Consider the following 18,988-nt stretch of genomic DNA (forward strand, 5'->3'; position numbering starts at 1 on the left):
CTCAATCCATTTGGCCGAGGATGGCGTCGAGCTCGTGAACCTCGAGTTGGACGTCGGGGAAGTCGGAAAGCGTGTACCCGCCGGCATCGGGCGAGAGGCAATGGGCAATGAGCTGCTCGAGCGCGTCGCGCCAGAGCGTGCCGAGCGCCTCCACCGTCTCCCGACGGTAGCGCGCACCGCTGTAGCGCCACGTGGCCTCGAGTTGGCCGTCGTACACGGCGGCGTCGATTTCCAGTTCGTACGAGAGCGCACCGCGCGGATCGTGCTCGGCGCCGGGGGATTCCTCGGCGAGAGGAAACCGTGCGCCCGCACCGACGATTTGGTCCCACTGTCCGAGGTAGTTGAACGCGACGCCCACGGGCGGAAGCTTTTGCAGGCGCTCGGCGACGTCGCCCGTCCCGAGCTCGCGCACCACGCCGAAAGGCAGGCCATGACGCGGGATCCGGCGCAGTTGCTCCTTGATGGACTTGAGCGCGTCACCCGGCGCGGCATTCGGCGCGAGGGTGAGCACCACGGGGTGGGCGCTGGTGAACCACCCGACCGTGCGCGAAAGGTCCATCTCGCCATCGTCCAGGACATGCCGACCGTGACCCTCGACCTCCAGGGCCACGACGCCTTTTTCGGTTCGGCGCGACAGCGCCAGGGCGAGCGCGGTGAGCAGGACCTCGTCCACGCGCGTGTTGTAGGCTTCGGGCACGGTCTCCAGCAGATTGCGCGTGGCCGTGGTATCCAGCCCCACGGTGACGGTCGCCGTCGCCGTTTCGGAGCGGTCGCCGGTGGAATCGTCCGCCGGCACGGATGCGACCTGGTCCCACGGCAGCTCGAGCCACGAGGCTGCCTCCTCCTGGAGCGCCGGTGCCGCGTTCTCCAGGTGCTCGGCCCATCGCTTGAACGACGTGCTCTTTTCGGGGAGCAGGATCGACTCGCCGCGCTGGGCTTGATCGTACCCGGTCTCGAGGTCTTCGAGGAGGATCTGCCAGGACACGCCATCGACGACCAAGTGATGCGCAATGAGGAGCAGCCGGCCAGGGCGCTGCGGTCCTAGGTCGAAGCCCACCACGCGGAGGACCGGTCCGGCGGTGAGCTCCAGGCTGGCCTGCCACCGGGTGGCGTGCGCTTCGATGGCCTGCGCGTGCTCGGCCTCGGGCACCCCGGAGAGATCGGCGCGATGCACGATGGTCGCCGGCTCGTCGGGGGCATGCGTCTGGCGCCACGTGCTTCCCTCGCGCACGTACCGCAGTCGCAGTGCATCGTGGTGCCGCACGAGCGCGTGCACGGCCGCTTCCAACGCGGGCCAGGCGAGGGGTTCGGCCACCGTGAGCAGGAGCGCTTGGTTCCAATGATGGGGATTGGGCAGGGGGCGCGCGAAGAAGCGTCGCTGGATGGGCGTGAGCGGCGCATCTCCGGTGACCGGGCCCTGCTCGTCGGGGACATCGGTCGCCTCGGCGTTGGTGCGCGCGATCGCGGCCAGCGCACCGAGCGTCTGATGCTTGAACATGTCGCGCGTGGTGATGCGCACGCGCACCTGCCGGGCCCGCGCGACGACCTGCAGGCATAGGATCGAGTCGCCGCCCAATTCGAAGAAGTTGTCCTGAGCCTCGACATGGTCGCGGCCGAGCACGGAGGACCAGATTTGCGCCAGCTGTTCGAGTTCGGGGCCAGCGCATGGAGCGCCGGCATCTTGCCGGCGGTCCGCCGGCCTCTGGCCGGCCGCCTCCACCGCAACGGCCTTGGGAGGTGGCTCCATGAAGGGGAGCTCGGAGAGGCGCGCGCTCGGTTGGGCGGCGATGCCCTCGAGGAGGACGCGCAGCGCATCGGCCATGTGGCGGATGGTGGGCTCTTCGAAGAGGTCCGTGCTGTACTCGAACGAGCCACTGAGCTCGTCGCCATCGTGGGCCATGTGGAGCGAAAGGTCGAACTGGGCGGTGCCCGGATCGACCTCCACCGCCGAGAGCTCGAGCCCCGCGACGGGCGGCGCTTGGCCCGGGTTTTCCTGAAGGGAGAACATCACCTGGAACAGCGGTGTGTGACTGAGGTTGCGCGCCGGCCGCAGCGCCTGGACGAGGCGTTCGAACGGCAAATCTTGGTACGATTGCGCCTGGAGCACCTGCTCGCGCACACGCGCGAGGAGCGCCGTGAACGATGGGTCTCCCCCGAGATCCGTCCGCAGCACCAGCGTGTTGACGAAGAACCCGACGAGCCCTTCGATCTCCACGTGCGTGCGGTTCGCGATGGGTGTCCCGATGCAGAGATCCGTCTGGCCGCTGGTGCGCGCGAGCAAGGTCTGGAAGCCCGCGAGCAACAGCATGAACGACGTCACCCCCTGGGCCCTCCCGAGCGCGCGGAGCGCACCGGAAAGGTTCTGCGGAAGCGTGAACGCGTGACGGGCGCCCCGATAGGAGCGCTCCTCGGGCCGCGGATGGTCCGTCGGCAGCGACAGCACCGGAGGATCGCTGCCCAGGGTCTGGCGCCAGTAGGCGAGCTGCTGCTCGAAAGCCGGCCCGTCGAGCCATTCGCGCTGCCAGCGCGCATAGTCCGCGTACTGGATGCGCAGCGGCGGCAGCTCCGCATCGGTCGCATCGGTCGCGTACAGCTCCGTCACCTCGCGGATCAAGACGCCCATGGACCAGCCATCCGAGACGATGTGATGGAGCACGACGAGCAGCACGTGCTCGTGCTCCCCGAGCCGGACCAAGGTGACCCGAAGAAGCGGCCCCGTGCCCAGGTCGAAGGGACGGTGGGCGCGCTCCTCGAGCAAGGCCAAAGCCTCGTCCGGCGCGGCGCTTCGATCGACGAGCTCCAGGGCGAGCGGCTGCTCCGTGTCCACGTGCATCACGGGCCGTCCGCCGTCGTCGACGAACCGCGTGCGCAGCGATTCGTGGCGTCGGACGACGGCCTCGAAGCTGCGTTGCAGCCGTGCCGGATCGAGCGGCCCGCGCAGCCGCACGGCCGCCGGCACGTTGTACGACGCCGCGGTGGGCTCGAGCTGCGCGAGGAACCAAAGGCGCTCCTGGGCGAACGAGAGCGGAAGCTGCGCATCACGCGGCCGCGTCCGCGCGACCAGCGGCGGTCGCGCGCTCGTAGGCCGCCCGCGAAGCACCTCGACCTCGCGCGCTTGGGCGGCGATGGTGGGCGTCTCGAACAGCGCGCGAAGCGGTACCTCGACGTTGAACACGCGCCGGATGCGCGAGAGGACCTGCGTCAGCATCAGCGAGTGGCCACCCAGGTCGAAGAACGAATCCTCCACCCCGACCCGCGGCACGCCCAGCACGTCGGCCCAGATCCCCGCGAGGAGCTCCTCCGTCGGGGTGCGCGGAGGGATCCATCCCTCGCCGTCGCCCGCCTCCGGCGCAGGCAGCGCCCGTCGATCCACCTTGCCATTCGGCGTGCGCGGCAGCGACGAAAGAACGACGAAGGTCGGCGGCACCATGTACTCCGGCACCCGCTCGCGCAGCCACGCGCGCAGCTCGTCGATGCTCGCACCCGTGGTGGCGACGTAGGCCACGAGCCGTGTGACACCCGGCCGATCCTCACGAACCACCACGGCCGCCTCGGCGATCGCCGCATGCTCCGTGAGCCGCGCCTCGATCTCGCCGAGCTCGATGCGGAATCCGCGAACCTTGACCTGGTGATCGCGCCGGCCGGCGAACTCGATGGTGCCATCGGGCCGGTAGCGCCCCAGATCCCCGGTCCGATACAAGCGAGCCCCCGGCTCGTTCTCGAAGGGGTTCGGAACGAAGGCCTCCGCCGTCCGGCGCGGATCGCCCAAGTAACCGCGGCCGACGCCGATGCCGCCGACGAAGATCTCTCCGCAGACGCCGATGGGCAGCGGCGATAGAACATGGTCGAGGACGTAGAGCCGAAGGTGATCCACGGCCCGGCCGATCGGGACCTGCGTTTCGTCGGCGGGCGGCGGCGTCGTGAGCGGATGCAGGGACACGTCGTCCGAGCACTCCGCGGGCCCATAGGCATTCATCAGCGGCACGCCCGGATAGCGCTCGAGCCAATCGCGCACGAGCGCGGCCGGCAGCGCCTCGCCGGTGGGCAGGATCCAGCGAAGTCGCTCCAGCGCCGGTGGCGTTGGCGTCTCGCCGGCCGCGTCCAGCATTCCCTGGAGCACGGAGGGCACCACCTCGATGATGCGGATCCCCCTCCGCTCGACGTGCTCGAGCAAGCGCGCGGGATCGCGCACGATGTCGTCGGACACGATCTCGACCACCCCGCCGCAGAGCAATGCCGTGAGGAACTGCCAGACGGAGATGTCGAAGCAGGGCGAAGCCGTTTGCGCGACGACGACCCCCTCCCCGAGGCCCAGCCGCGGGAACTTGCTGAGCATGTTGTTCAGCATTCCGTGCCGTTCGACCATGGCGCCCTTGGGCACGCCGGTGGAACCGCTGGTGTAGATCACGTAGGCGAGGTTGGACGGCCCACCGCGTTCGGGCAGATCGTCCCCCGACTCCGTGGAGACCTCCTCGAGGACGACGACGCTCGGGCGACGGCCCGCATCGAGCGATGCCACGAGCCGCTCGAGTCGCTCCCGATACCGTGCGCGGGTCACGATGGCACGCGGCGCGCTCAGCTCGAGGATTCGCGCCACGCGCTCGTCCGGATAGCCCGGCTCGAGTGGCACGTACGCGCCGCCCGCCTTGAACACGGCGACAATCATGGTGAGCAGCTCGATCCCGCGATCGTCGACGAGGACCACCCGCTCCTCGGGACCGATGCCGCGGGCCGCGAGCGCGTGCGCCAATCGGTTCGCGTCGCGATTCAACTCCGCGTACGTCCGCCGCCGATCCTCGCACGTGACCGCCACGGCATCGGGCGTACGCGCCACCTGCGCGTGGAACAGCGCCGCGTACGACGAGAAATCGCTATGTTCCGCATGCGTCGTGTTCCACTCCACGAGGGCCTGCTGCCGCTCGTCGGACGTGAGCAGCGGCAGATCGCCGAGCCGCGCATTCGGGTCGCGGGCCATCCCGGCGAGGAGGGTTCGCAGATTGGCGAGCAGCCGCGCGGCGGTCTCCGGGTGAACGCGCGCCGGATCGTAGGAGAGCTTGAGCGGCAGCTCGGCATCGACCCAGGACATCACGGTGAGCGGGTAGTTCGTGTGGACGCGGTCCTGCACGTCCTGGACGCGAAAGACCATCTTGCCATCGCGCAAGGTGGGATCCGTCGGGGCGTTCTCGAAGACGAACAAACTCTGGAAAAGCGACTGGCCGCGTTCGACTTCGCTCCATTTCTGGATATCGACGAGCGGTGCGTATTCGTATTGGCGGAGTCGGAGGTTTTGCTCGAGCAGCCCCACGAGCCAAGGCAGGAGCGGTTGCTCCGGTGGCACGGGCACCCGCAGCGGCAAGGTGTTGATGAAGAGGCCAATGATGGACTCGACATTCGGGAGCTCGGGCGGCCGGCCGGCCACCGTGACCCCAAAGAGCACCTCACGCTCCCCGCTGTAGTGGCTGAGGAGCAGCGCCCACGCGCCCTGCACAATCGTGTTGAGCGTGATTCGGTGCCGCTGCGCCAGTGCGGACAAAATTTCAGTGGACTTGCGGTCCAGTCGAATCAAAAGGTCGTCGATGTTGGCATCGTCCGTCCGCGAGCCGGGGCGGCGCTCCTCGATTCCAAGCTGCGTCGCGCTCGCGAAGCCTGCCAGGTATAGCCGCCAGAACGCCTCCGCGGCGGGCAGATCCTGCCTCGCGAGCCAATCGATGTAGTCCTTGTACGGACGCGGGTGCGGCAATCGCGGAGTCTCGCCGCGCACCAGGGCCTCGTAGTGGGCGAGGAAGTCCATCATCAACGACGAGGTGCACCACTCGTCGAGCAAGATGTGATGGAAGCTGTGCACGAACTCGTACGTCCGCTCGTCGAGCCGAATGAGGCGAAATCGGGTGAGCGGCGCCTTTCCAAAATCGAACCCCGCGTCGAGCTCCGCCTGCAGCGCCGCGACCAAACGCGCCTCCTGGGCTTCCCGTCCAAGGTCGCGCCAATCGAGAACCTCGAAGGGCATCTCCAGGTTCTTGTGAACGACTTGGAGCGGGCGCTTCTGGCTTTTCCACACGAACGACGTCCGCAGAACCGGGTGCCTCGCGCCGACGTATTGCCACGCTCGGACGAAGGCCTCGGTGTGCAGCTCGCCCTCGAGCCGATAGCGGTTTTGCATCAGGTAGATGCCCGAGGTCGGCCGGAGCAGGGTGTGGAACAGCATGCCCTCCTGCATGGGGGAGAGGGCGTAGACGCTTTCGATGTTCGCGGAACGATCAGCCTTTTCGGTCACAATTTACCTCTCGAGCTCGTCCAGGAGATCGCTCCACTCCTCGGGCGACAATCCGGCGTCAGGGGGGTCGGCGGCCTCGGCGGGCGCGTTGTCCGTCGCATCCACGGCCAATGGGACGGCCAACGCCGCGGCCTCGGCGATGGTCGGGTGGTCGAACATCTGCTTGGGCGTAAGGCGCAAACCGCGCTGTGCCGCCCGTGCGATGACCTGCAAGGTGATGATCGAGTCGCCGCCCAGCTCGAAGAAGTCGTCGTGGATGCCGACGCATTCACGAACCAGGAGCACCGCCCAGATCTCGGCCAAGATGCGCTCGGCCTCGGTCTGGGGCGGTGCATACGGGCGCTTCGCCGCGGCCACCGCATCGGGCGCCGGCAGCGCGCGTCGATCGACCTTGCCGTTCGGTGAGAGCGGCAGCCGATCGAGCACCAGGATGCGCGCAGGCACCATGTACGCCGGGAGGCACTCTCCCACCCAGGCGCGAAGGGCCTCGGGCTCCGATGGGGCACCCACCGACACGTAGGCGGCGAGGCTCTTGCCGCCGTGGGCTTGCTCGCGCGCGACCACGACGGCCTCGCGGACGTCGGGGTGTTGGAGCAGGCGCGCTTCGATTTCGCCGAGCTCCACGCGCAGGCCTCGGATCTTCACCTGGTGATCGAGCCGCCCGAGGAACTCGATGGCACCGTCGGGTCGATACCGGGCGAGGTCGCCCGTGCGATACAGCCGGCCTCCCGGCGCCGTGCCGAAGGGATCGGGAATGAATCGCTCCGCCGTCAGTTCGGGGCGGCGGTGGTAGCCGCGGGCCAGCCCGACACCGCCGAGATGGATCTCCCCGGCCACGCCATCGGGCACCGGGTGGCCTTGGCGATCGAGGATGTAGGTCTGCACATTGGCGATGGGCGAGCCGATGGGCACGGACGCCGCATCGTCCTCGGGCCGGCACGCCCATGCCGTCACGTCGATGGCCGCTTCGGTCGGCCCGTAGAGGTTGTGCAGCTCCGCGCCGAGCCGCTCGAAGAAGCGCCGCGCAAGCTCGGACGGCAACGCTTCGCCGCTGCAGATGACGCGCCGGAGCGAACGGCATGCGGACACGCCCGGCGTCTCCAGGAAGGCTTGGAGCATCGGCGGAACGAAGTGCACCGTGGTGACGTCGTGCCGCGTGATGATCTCGAGCAGGCGCTCCCCGTCGCGGTGATCCCCCGGGCGGGCCACGACCAGGCCGGCGCCGGTCATAAGGGGCCAAAAGAACTCCCACACCGAGACGTCGAAGCTGAATGGCGTCTTCTGAAGCACGCGGTCCGAAGCCGAGAGGGCGTAGCGATCCTGCATCCACTGCAGTCGATTGAGCAGGCCTCGGTGGCTGTTGCCCGCGCCTTTGGGCCGGCCCGTCGAGCCCGAGGTGTAGATCGTGTACGCCAGGTTCTCGGGCACCACGTGGACCGCGGGGTTCTCGGTGGGCTCCCGCTCGATGGTGGCCCGATCCGCATCGAGGCAGAGCACGCGGGCCCGATGCGCGGGCAGGCGCGACGCCACCGGCCACTGACTGAGGAGCACCGGCGCCCCCGCGTCCTCGAGCATGAAGGCAATGCGGTCGGCCGGATACTCCGGATCGATGGGCACGTAGGCGCCGCCGGCCTTGAGGATGCCGAGCAGGCCCACCACCATGTCCACGGAGCGCTCCATCGCGATGGCGACGAGTACGTCGGGCCCGACGCCGCAGCGCTCGAGCGCGTGCGCGACCTGGTTGGCCCGCTCGTTCAATTCGCGGTAGCGAAGGCTTCGCTCGTCGAAGATCAGCGCCACGTCGTCGGGCTTGGCGGCGGCATGCGCTTCGAATAGCTGGTGGACGAGGCGATCGCCCGGATACGGACGCTCCGTCGCGTTTCGCTTGGCGACGCTGCGTCGATCGTGCAGTTCGCCGAGCAGCGACAGCGCGCCCACCCGCGCCTCGGGGCGGCTGCTCAACTGACGAAGCGCCGCCTCGACGAGGCCGAGCAACCGCGATGCACCTTCCTGGTCGAAGCGGCGTGTGTCGTAGGCGAGACGGAGCCGGAGCTCGGGGCCGGGGATGACCGTGAGGGTGAGCGGGTAGTTCGTCTGCTCCGTGAACTCGACGTCCCGCACCGCGAGCCCGGGCAGGCCTTGGTAGGCGCGCGGATCGGCGGGGTAATTCTCGAAGACCAGGAGGCTCTCGAAGAGGGGCTGGCCCGCGGGCAGAGGACTCCACGCTCGCGCGCGGGCGAGGGGCGTATGCTCGTAGGCGCCGAGCTCGGTGGTGCTCGTCAGGAGAGCGCGCAACCAGTCCGCCACCGTGGTGGATGCCGGCACGGCCACGCGCAGGGGGAGCGTGTTGATGAAGAGCCCCACCATGCCTTCCACGCCGGGCAGGGTTGCCGGCCGGCCGGCCACCGTGATGCCGAAGAGGACATCGTCGACGCGGGCCGTGCGACCGAGCACGAAGGCCCATGCGCCCTGGGCCACCGTGTTGAGCGTAAGGCGCTGCCGCTGCACGAAGCGCTGGAGACGCTCCGTGGCCGACGCCGAGAGCGCGAGGGTCTCCACGGCCTGCCCCGTGGGCACATCCGCCGTCTGCGCCCGCTCGAGCGGCAAGGGCGTGGCCGCGTGGAAGCCCTCCAAGGTGCGCTGCCAAAAGGGCTTGGCCCCCTCGGGATCGTGCTCGTGCAACCACGCGATGTGGTCTCGGTAGCGCGTGCGCGCCGACAATGTGACCGCGCGGCCCTCGCGAAGGCCCTCATAGGCGGAGAACGCGTCGCGCAGGACGAGGGCCGCGGACCATCCATCGAGGACGAGGTGATGGTGGCTCCACAGAACCAGATGGACGTCGTCCTCCAGTCGAAGGAGCGAGATGCGCATGAGCGGGCCCTGCCCGAGGTCGAAGCCCTTCGCGCGATCCCCCTCGAGACGGGCCTCGATCCTGCTGCGCACGTCGTCGGTGCCGAGGCCGCGCCAGTCTTCGACGCCGATCTCGATCGCCGCCGTCCGCCGGACCATCTGGAGCGGCTCGTCGGCGCCTTCCCAAAGGAAGGTCGTGCGAAGCACGCTGTGGTGTTCGACCACGGCTTCCCACGCCTGGCGGAACGCGTCCGGGTCGAGTGCACCTTCCAGCCGGCACGTGACCTGCTCCACGTAGACACCGGAGCCGGGCTCGTACAGGCTGTGAAAGAGCAACCCTTGCTGCAGTGGGCTCAAGGGGTACACGTCCTCGACGTCGCGCCGGGCACCGAGCACGCGGTCCAAGGTCGCTTGCGTGAGCCGCGCGAGCGGGAAGTCGGATGGCGTGTGGGGCACGTCACCGCGTGCGGCTGCCTCGGCGGCATGCGCGGTGAGCACGCGAAGCCGGGCCTCGAAATCGTGGTGGAGCCGCTCGATGGTCTCCCGTCGGTAGCGCGCGCCGCTGTAGCTCCACGTCACGCGCAGGCATCCACCGACGACGGCGGAATCGACCTCCAGCTCGTAGCCGCGCGGCGCCTTGGGATCGCGCTCGGGGCCCGCATCGGCCTCGACGAACGCGAAGAGCGGGCTTCTCGCGAAGAGATCGTCCCACTGTCCGAGGTAGTTGAAGCTCACCTCGGGCGCGCGCTGCGTGCGGATCGCCTGCGTGCGCGCGTCGCGCGTGAGATGGCGGAGCAGTCCGTAGCCGCCGCGGATGGGCGATAGGCTGCGAAGTCGCTCCTTCACCGCGCGGAGCGCTTGCTCGGGCGCCGCGTCAGCAGGGATCTCCAGCCGGACCGGGTAGAGTGACGTGAACCACCCCACGGTGCGAGAGGCGTCGACGTCGTCGAGCACATCGCGCCCGTGCGACTCCATCTCGACGAACACGGCCTCGTGGTTCGTCCACTGCGCGAGGGCACCGGCAAGGGCGGTGAGCAGCATCTCCTCCACGCGCATGCGGTAGGCGGGGGCCGACTCGAGCAGCGCGTGCGTCGTTTCGGTGTCGAGGCGTTCCGCGAGGCGGACCGTTTCGCCCTCGACGGCCGCGCCCGCAGGATGGTCCACGGGAAGCGATTCCGTGGGCCCCTCGCTCCACGCGGGCGCTTGCTGCAGGATCGCTTCCGACTGGGCATGCTCCGAAAGGCGGCGCGCCCAAGTGCCAAAGGCGGCGGACGTCGGGGGAAGCCGGATCGCCTCGCCCGAGGTGTGCTGGGCATAGGCGAGCTGCAGATCTTCGAGCAGGATGCGCCAGGAGACCGCGTCGACCACCAGGTGATGGGCCACGAGCAGCAACTGGCCCGGCTGCGACGGACCGCGATCGAGGAGCACCGCACGCAGGAGCGGACCATCGCTCAAATGAAGCTGCGCCTGCGCCTGCTCGAGGGTGTCCGCGCGCACGATCCGCGCGCGGGGCGCCTGCGCGTATTCTTGCCGCCAATCGCTCGACGTGCTCACGAAACGCAGCCTCAGGGCATCGTGATGCTCCGCCACGGCCGCGAGTGCGGTCTCCAGGGCCTCGAACACCACCGGCTGGCGAAGCTCGAGCAAGAACGATTGATTCCAGTGGTGCGGATTCTCGGCGCCCTGCGCGAAGAACCAACGCTGGATGGGCGTGAGCGGAACCTCGCCCTCCGGCCGCTCCGCGCCCGCGGCGGTCTCCACGAGCGGCTCCGCGATCGTCGCCAGCTCGGCGATGGTCTGATGGAGGAAGATCTGCCGCGCCGTGATCGCGAGGCCGGCGGCCCGAGCGCGTGAGACGACCTGCAGCGCCAGGATCGAATCGCCGCCGACCTCGAAGAAGTTCTCCCGCGTCCCCACGGGTCGTCCCAGAAGTGCCGTCCACACCGCGGCAAGAACCGCCTCCGCGTGGGTCGTCGGCGTGGTGGCTGCGCGCTCGGCGTCGAGGGTCGGCGCCGGCAACGCACGCCGATCGACCTTGCCGTGCGTCGTATGGGGCAGCTGCTCGAGCACCACGAACGACGATGGCACCATGTAGTCCGGGACCCGATCCTTCAGGGCGCGCCGGAGGGCCTCCTGCTCCACGGTGGCGTCGGCCGCGACGTACGCCACCAAGCGCCGATCCCCCGGGCGGTCTTCCCGGACGAGCACGATCGCCTCGCGCACACCCGGGTGCGCGGCGAGTTGCGCCTCGATCTCGCCCGGTTCGATCCGAAAGCCGCGCAGCTTGACCTGATGATCTACGCGCCCGGCGAACTCCAGTTGCCCATCGTCGCGCCAGCGGACGCGGTCGCCGGTTCGATAGAGCCGCTCCCCAGGCCGTCCCGAGAACGGATCCGGCACGAAGCGCGCGGCGGTTTGATCCGGCCGCCGCCAGTACCCGCGCGCAAGGCCTTCGCCGCCCAAGTGAAGCTCCCCCATCACGCCGACGGGAACCGGTTCCCCAGCGGCGTCGAGCACATAGGCGCGCACACCCGCGAGCGGCCGCCCAATGGACGTCGCCCAGGTGTCACGTGGATCGGCCACCGTCAAGTCACTGGCCGTCGCGCTCACCGTCGCCTCGGCCGGGCCGTACGTGTTGAGCAAGCGAACGTGGGTCGCGCTCGCCGTGCCCTGCCACGCGCTCACTCGCTCGGGCAGGGCCGCCTCGCCGCCGATGATGAGCAGGCGCAGGCAGGCAGGCACCGTGAGTCCCTCCTCAAGGCCCGCCACGACGCGGTGCCAATACATCGTCGGAAGGTCCAGCACGGTGATGCCCCATCGCTCGCACACGGCGAGGAAAGTGGCCACCGACTCGAGCATTTCCTCCGTGCGCAGCACCAAGGTGGCACCGCGCGTCAGGCACGGGAAAATCTCCTCCACGCTCGCATCGAAGCTGAGAGCTGCGAACTGCAGCACCCGGTCTCCGGGCGCGATGGCATAGTGCGCGGCCGCCGTCTCGACGAAGCGCGCGAGCGTCCGTTGCGCGACCACGACGCCCTTGGGCACCCCCGTCGAGCCGGAAGTGTAGAGAATGTACGCCGCCTGTTCGGGCGCGGCATCCACCGCCGAAACGACGTCCGGCTCTCCATCGAGGCAGGAGAGCGCGAGATCGAGGACCAACGCGTCGACACCCGACGGCAAGTCGGCATGGCCTTCGGCGATCACCAAGGAAATCCCCGCATCGTCGACCAAGTTGGCGATGCGCTCGCGCGGGTATTTGGGATCGATGGGCACATAGGTGCCGCCCGCACGAAGCACCCCGAGCACGGCGACGATCATCCCGATCGAACGAGGCAGGCACGCCCCCACCCGCACCTCGGAGCCCACCCCCCGCCGTTGCAAAAGGTGCGCAAGCTGCCGCGAACGCCGATCGAGCTCGCCGTACGTCATGCGCTGCCCATCATGGACAACGGCCACCGCCTCCGGCGCCCGCGCCGCCTGCTTCTCGAACACCCGATGCACGCACCCCAGGGCTCCCTCCCCCCCCGGGGGAGGGCCGGGGTGGGGGAGCCCACTCCAGCCGAGCAACTGCCCACGCTCCTCCGGCGCGAGCATGGACAACTGCGACAAGCGCGCATTCGGATTCGCCGCGGCACCTTCGAGCACCCGGCGCACATGCGCGCTGAAACGCACGATGCGGGGCTCGTCGAACAAGTCCATGTCGTATTCGATCGCGCCGGCCAGACCATCGACATCGGCCGCAAACTCGAGCGACAAATCGAACTGCGCGCCACCTGCATCCAGGTCGAGCAAGCGCATCGCCAGCCCCGGGACGGTCGGCATCTCCCCCAGCGCAGGTTGGAGCGCAAACAGCACCTGGCAGAGCGGTGCATGGCTCAAGTCGCGCGCCGGGCGCACCGCCTCGACCACGCGATCGAACGGAACCTCTTGGTTCGCCTGCGCGTCCCGCACGGTATCCTTCACCCGCCCGAGCAGCGACACGAACGACGGATCGCCCCCGAGATCCGTACGAAGCACGACGGTGTTGGCGAAGCACCCGACGAGCCCTTCGAGCTCCGCCCGGCTCCGGTTGGTCACCGGTGTGCCAACCGCGATGTCCGTCGCCCCCGTGTAACGCGCGAGCACGGCTTGGAACGCCGCGAGGAGCACCGTGTACAGGGTGGTCCCTTGCTGCTTGGCCCGATCGCGCAGCCCGTCCACCAGCTCACGGGGCAGTTGGAAAAAGGAACGCGCTCCCCGATGACGTTGGATCGCGGGCCGCGGCCGATCCGTCGGCAGCTCCAGAATCCCATCTTGGCCGGCCAGCTTCTGGCTCCAATAGGCAAGCTGCGACGCAAGGGCGCCCGCCTCGGCGCGCCGGCGTTGCCAATCGGCGAAGTCGGCATACTGCAGCGCCAGATCGGCCAGCGGCGACGGTTTCCCGGCTGCGAACGCGGCATACAGCGCGGCGAACTCTTGCAGGACCAGGTGGGTCGACCACCCATCGAACACGATGTGGTGCACCACCCAGACGAGCACGTGCTCGTCGGGCCCGAGGCGCAAAAGGAGCAACCGCAGCAAGGGGCCGTTCACCAAATCGAAGGGCCGCCGCGATTCCCGCTCGATCAAACGCCGCGCCTCGGGCTCGCGCTCGCGCGCCGGCAGGCCGCTCAGATCGACCACCGGCACACGCTGCGTGCTCTCCGGGTGGATCACTTGGGAGGGCTGGCCGTCGACCACCTCGAACGTCGTGCGCAGGACTTCATGCCTGCGCACGATCTCGCTCACGCATCGCTGTACGAGATCCGTGTCGAGGGAGCCGTCGAGCCGCACGGCGGCGGCCATGTTGTACGACGTGCTCTCGGGCTCGAGCTCCCCGTGGAGCCAGAGTCGCTCCTGCGCAAAGCTCATTGGGAAAACGAACAGGTCCTCGCTCACGTCGACGCTCCCTCCTCGGGACGGTACGATTCGGCCATGGCCACCAGCACCTTGCGGGGCCCTTTGAAGGACGACCGACCGTGGGCCACCAGCATGTTGTCGGCCAGCACCACGTCGCCCTCCTGCCAAGGGAAGGACACGGCGACCTGGCCATAGACCCCGCGGATCTCGTCGAGGACACCGTCCTCGATGGGCGTGCCATCGCCGTAAAAAGCGTTGCGAGGCAACTCGTCCTCGGCGAAGACGGCGAGCAAACCTTCGCGCGCCGCCGGCTCGAGGTTCGAGACGTGGAAGAGGTGCGCTTGATTGAACCAGACCACGTCCTTGGTGTGCGGGTGCGTGGCAATGGCTTGGCAAATCTGCCGCGTGCGCAGCTCACCATCTTCTTTCCACTCGCAGATGATCCCCGCGTCGCGGCAGAAGCTCTCGACCACCTTGGGGTCCTCCGTGCCGAAGACCTTCTGCCAAGGAACGTCGAGGCCGTTGCCGTAGTTGCGCGTGTACATCACCTTCTTGGCCACGAAGCGCTCGCGGATGCGCGCCGGGATCCGGCGCAACACCTCGCGGCTATCGGCGAGCGGTGTCTCACCTCCCTCGAGCGCGGGCTTGGCGCAGTAGAACCAAATCTTGAGCGGCCACTCCGCCGTGTACGACTGCTCGTTGTGCAGCGGGATCTGCTGGTGCGCCGGGTACTCGGTGGACGTGTAGATGCGCCCGGACAGTTGCGACCGCGGCGTCGAGCCGAAGGTGTACTCCAGAAGATCGGGTGTGACGAACGAGACGATGCGCTCGAAGTCCTGGGGGCCGCGCACGGGAAATCCGCGGAAGAGAACGGCCCCATGCCTCGTGAGCTGCTCTTCCACGGCGGCGCGGATGCTTTCGGCGAAGTCCGGCAGCTCGCCCGGCCCGCTCGGGCTCACGATGGGGGGAAAGCTCACGGCGTCTTGCCTTCCATCTGGTTGCGCAGGCTGAGGGGCCGCATGTCGGTCCAAACCTGGGCGATGTGATCTAGGCATTCGGCCTTCGAGCCGCTCTTGCCCGCATCGCGCCAGCCCAGAGGATTGTCGCGGTACTCCGGCCAGATCGAATACTGCTCCTCGTGGTTGACCACCACTTTGTACGTCGTCGTGTCGTCGTGTTCTTCGCTCATCGTTTTTCTCCTTGGGTTGGGGCGAGCGTCAAGGTTGCGAGGGTGGGGCCCGCCAGCAGTGGCAAAGGACGGCCCGCCACCCACGCTGCCTGCTGGTCGCCGTAGTGCGGTGACAGCGGATGACCGGATTGACCGGCGGGCATGTGGAGGATGGCATCGCGCTCGTGCCCGGGCGAGACGACCAGGCGCTCGCTCGCGCCGAGTGTGCCCGCGGCCATGCGCACGCAGGCGCCGCAGCCGGCGAGGGGCTCGGCGGGCATGTCCAGCCATCGGCCGATGCCCGGTATCCCGTCCGAGAGCGGGTGGCGGACCTGCACGTGGTTCGCTTCGCCCCACGTGAGATGTCCAGGGTCCTTGCCGTAGCGGGTCTTCGCTTCGTCCTGCGCCTTCAAGAGGGCCGTGTGCAGGAAGTCGTTCCAGCTCGCGGCGGGCGGGGGAACGAGGCCGCTCGGTCGCTCGGCGAGGAGCCGCTGCATCGGGGTGTCGATGTCCCCGAGGTCGAATTGGAACTCCGGTTCGAGCGTGCGGCAGGCGCCGAGCCATGCGCCGAAGATCTCCTTGGCGAGGACGCGCCGAAACGAAACGAGCCATACGAACCCCGGGCTCGATACGTCCGCGCGACCATCCCACGCCTTCAGCGCCGCACGTGCCTCGCCCAGACGCGGATTGGTCGCGACCGCGGCATCGTCGAGGGCCGCCAGCGCCACGTCGCGGTAAGCGTCGAACGACTCGCTGCGCGTGTCGAGTTGAACGGCGAGCATGTCGCTCTCGCTCACCTTGGGCATCTCCCGCAGCCGCTCGGAGATTCGGTACGCGCGGTAGCCGTTGACGAAGTCATGGCCGAGCACCGGCACGTCGGGGCCGATCGGCATGCGTTGGTTCGCGTTCACCACGAAGCCGGACGGCGGATCGAGAAGGCGCGGCATCGCCGCCGGTGCCAGGTAGTTGCTCCACGCGTCGTCGCCGCCAGCCCACGAGACGCTCACCTCTCCGTCGAACCCTTGCCGTCGGGGGATGCGCCCGGTCATGGTCCAGCCGACGCGCCCTTGCTCGTCGGCGAGCATCGCGTTCATGGGCGGGTTTCCCGCGCGGTTCATCACCGCGGCCGCATCCTCGATCGTGCGCGCGCCGTCCATCTCGAGCAGGCCGAAGTCCACCGCCTCGGGATCGAGCGCCGTCCACTTCACGGCCACGTCTCGGCCGAGGAGCTTGCGCGACGCCACGGGGCCCCAAATCGTGCGGCGAATCGGGGTGGTCACGTCGGCTTCGCCCTGCACCTTCACGATGGCCTGCTCCACCTCGAACGGCTTCCACCCTTCCGGCGTGCGGTAGGCGTCCGGGTGCTGCGGATCGGTCTCGAGCTGGACGAGATCAAACACGTCGCCCTCGAGGTTCGTGAGCCCCCAGGCGACGTGACCGTTCGAGCCCGCGATCACGGCGGGCACGCCGGGCAGCATCACGCCGGAGACCTCCAGGTCGCCATAATGAAGGGTGGCGCGGTACCAGACATTGGGCACGCCGAGATCGAGATGCATGTCGTTGGCGAGGATGGCGCGTCCATCTTGCGTCCGCGTGCCCGCGACGGCCCACCCGTTCGAGCCCTTCGGTGCCTCGCCCGCGCTGGGCGAGAGCACGTCGTTCGAGCCGGCAGGTGCGGCGTTCGCCAATGCGTGAAGCTCGCGGACGGGCAACGGCGGTTCCTCCGTCCGCACGCCCAAGAGTGCGCGCGTGTAGCGATCTGCCTCGGGCGAGAGGAAGCCGGCCACGTTCGGCGGCACGCACTTCGCGATGACGCTGTGGGTTCGCTCCTGATCTTCGTTGCTGCTCAGAACCTGGAACATGCCGAGGGCGACGAGTGCGCTGTCCTCCGGCCGCCACGTTTCGGGGTGGTAGCGAAGCAGCTGGAACTCGAAGGGGAGTGCACGCCCGCGCGCCAGATAGGCATTGACCCCTTGCGTGTACGCCTCGACCGCGGCGCGCTGCGGGGCGGGGAGGCGCGCGACGACGAGGGGCGCGATTCGGTCGAAGCCATAGGTGCGGCTTTGCACGTCGAGCGAGAGGAGATCGCGTCCGAAGATCTCGGCGAGGCGCCCCGCGGCCTGGCGGCGCTGAAGGTCCATCTGAAAGAGGCGATCGCGCGCGTGGAGGTACCCGAGCGCGCGCCACGCGTCCTCGCGCGAGGCCGCTCGGATCGTAGGGATCGCGTGCTCGTCGCTGGTCACCGTGACGGTGTCGGCGAGGCCTGCGACGGTCACCTTCGCGTCCAGCTCCGGCAGCGATGCGCGCAAGGTGAACGTGACGAATCCCACGGCGGCGAGAAGGAGGCCGCCCAACGTCGCAGCCCCCCAGAGCACGAGGCGCCGCCATCTCGTGCGCGCGCGGGTCATGACGCCTGTTCCGCCGCCCGCACCGCCTCGTCGAAGATCGTGGCAATGGAGTCGATCTGCTCGCCGGTGACGATGAGCGGAGGGAGAAAGCGCACGACGGTGTCGTTGCGGCCGCCCAGTTCGACGATGAGGCCTCGTCGCAGCGCCTCCGATTGAATGAGCCGGGCCTTCGCGGGCGCGGCCGGATGTGCGCCCGCGGCATCGGGCTCGCGTTCCCGATCGACGATCTCGGCGCCGACCATCAGCCCGCGTCCGCGCACGTCGCCGATGCAACGCGAGCGCCCTTGAATGGCGAGAAGGTGCTCGCGGAGGCGCTCGCCCATCGCGCCGGCATGGCGCTCGAGGCGATGCTCGCGAATGTACTCGATGGTGGCGATGCCGGCGGCCATGGCCAGCTGGTTGCCGCGGAAGGTGCCGGCATGTGCGCCCGGGGCCCAGCGATCGAGGTCCTTGTCGTAGAGCACGACGCTCATCGGGAGGCCGCCACCGATGGCCTTGGAAAGAACGAGCACGTCGGGAATGACGTCCGCGTGCTCGAAGGCAAACATGGCCCCCGTCCGGCCCAGGCCCGATTGAACCTCGTCGAGAATCAGGGGAATGCCTCGCTCGCGGGTGATCCGGCGGATCTCTTGCAGCCACGTGAGCGGCGCGGGAATGACACCGCCCTCGCCCTGAACCGGCTCGACGACGAGCGCCGCGGGCGTGACGATGCCGTTGTACGGATCGTCGAGCAGCCGCTCCACGAACGTGCTTGCCAGGCGTCCGGTCTCCGCGCCCCCGATCCCGAACGGGCAGCGGTATGCGTAGGGGTAGGGCAGAAAGTGAACGTCGGGCATGAGCCCCGCGATCGGCTCCTTCGGTCCGCGGCTCCCCGTGAGCGCCAGGGCGCCATGGGTCATGCCGTGGTACGCCCCGCGAAACGCCAACACCGAGCGCCGGCCGGTGGCCGTCTTCACGAGCTTGAGGGCCGCCTCGATGGCATCGGCACCCGTGGGCCCGCAGAACTGGATGCGCGCCCGCTCGGCGAAGCGCGGTGGCAGGAGCCCGATCAGGTCGTCGATGAAGCGGTGCTTGACCGGCGTCGTCAGATCGAGCGTCTGCATGGGCACGTCTTGGGAGAGCGCGCGCACCAACGCTTCTTTGACCAGCGGGTGGTTGTGCCCGAGGGCGAGCGCACCCGCCCCGGCCAGGCAGTCGATGTACGAGCGCCCATCCGCATCTTTGACGTAGATGCCGCTGGCACTCGCCAGCGCGAGCGGCAGCCCCCGCGGATAGCTACGCGCGTTCGATTCGCGCGCCGCTTGCTGCTCGAGGTAGACGCTGTTCGGGATCTGTCCCGAATGGGAAGGAGAAGAGGTCTTCAACGAAGGTACGTTCACGGCGTGTTCCTTTCCATGGAGTGCATGGCGT

General features: G+C 68.8%; 5 protein-coding genes and 1 pseudogene. All 6 read right to left on the reverse strand.

Translation table 11 applies throughout. The features are described from left to right. Position 1: 1 nt before the first annotated feature. Positions 2-6,274 (reverse strand): amino acid adenylation domain-containing protein, encoded by a 6,273-nt coding sequence (locus LVJ94_05800; GenBank protein ID WXB06747.1) that lies wholly within the window; start codon positions 6,272-6,274, stop codon positions 2-4. 3 nt (positions 6,275-6,277) lie between these two features. Next, positions 6,278-14,041, reverse strand: coding sequence for an amino acid adenylation domain-containing protein (locus LVJ94_05805; GenBank protein WXB06748.1), 7,764 nt, complete (start codon positions 14,039-14,041; stop codon positions 6,278-6,280). Continuing rightward, on the reverse strand, positions 14,038-14,979 hold the full coding sequence (locus tag LVJ94_05810) for a TauD/TfdA family dioxygenase (GenBank protein ID WXB06749.1): 942 nt from the start codon (positions 14,977-14,979) through the stop codon (positions 14,038-14,040). Before LVJ94_05810 ends, LVJ94_05805 begins: the two co-directional genes overlap by 4 nt. Further along, positions 14,976-15,191, reverse strand: coding sequence for an MbtH family protein (locus LVJ94_05815; GenBank protein WXB06750.1), 216 nt, complete (start codon positions 15,189-15,191; stop codon positions 14,976-14,978). Before LVJ94_05815 ends, LVJ94_05810 begins: the two co-directional genes overlap by 4 nt. Beyond that, entirely contained in the window at positions 15,188-17,578 is a 2,391-nt protein-coding gene (locus LVJ94_05820; GenBank protein WXB06751.1) for a penicillin acylase family protein, read from the reverse strand. Before LVJ94_05820 ends, LVJ94_05815 begins: the two co-directional genes overlap by 4 nt. Then, positions 17,575-18,903 (reverse strand): annotated as a pseudogene (locus tag LVJ94_05825) (diaminobutyrate--2-oxoglutarate transaminase). Before LVJ94_05825 ends, LVJ94_05820 begins: the two are co-directional and overlap by 4 nt. Between the last annotated feature and the right edge of the window lie 85 nt (positions 18,904-18,988).

It is taken from the genome of Sorangiineae bacterium MSr11367 (assembly GCA_037157805.1).
GTDB classification, from domain to species: Bacteria; Myxococcota_A; Polyangia; order Polyangiales; family Polyangiaceae; genus Pendulispora; species Pendulispora rubella.

Bases quoted from the DNA above. Each gene is read 5' to 3' on its own strand.
- LVJ94_05820 (WXB06751.1), bottom strand. From the start codon at position 17,578: ATGACCCGCGCGCGCACGAGATGGCGGCGCCTCGTGCTCTGGGGGGCT.
- LVJ94_05815 (WXB06750.1), bottom strand. From the start codon at position 15,191: ATGAGCGAAGAACACGACGACACGACGACGTACAAAGTGGTGGTCAAC.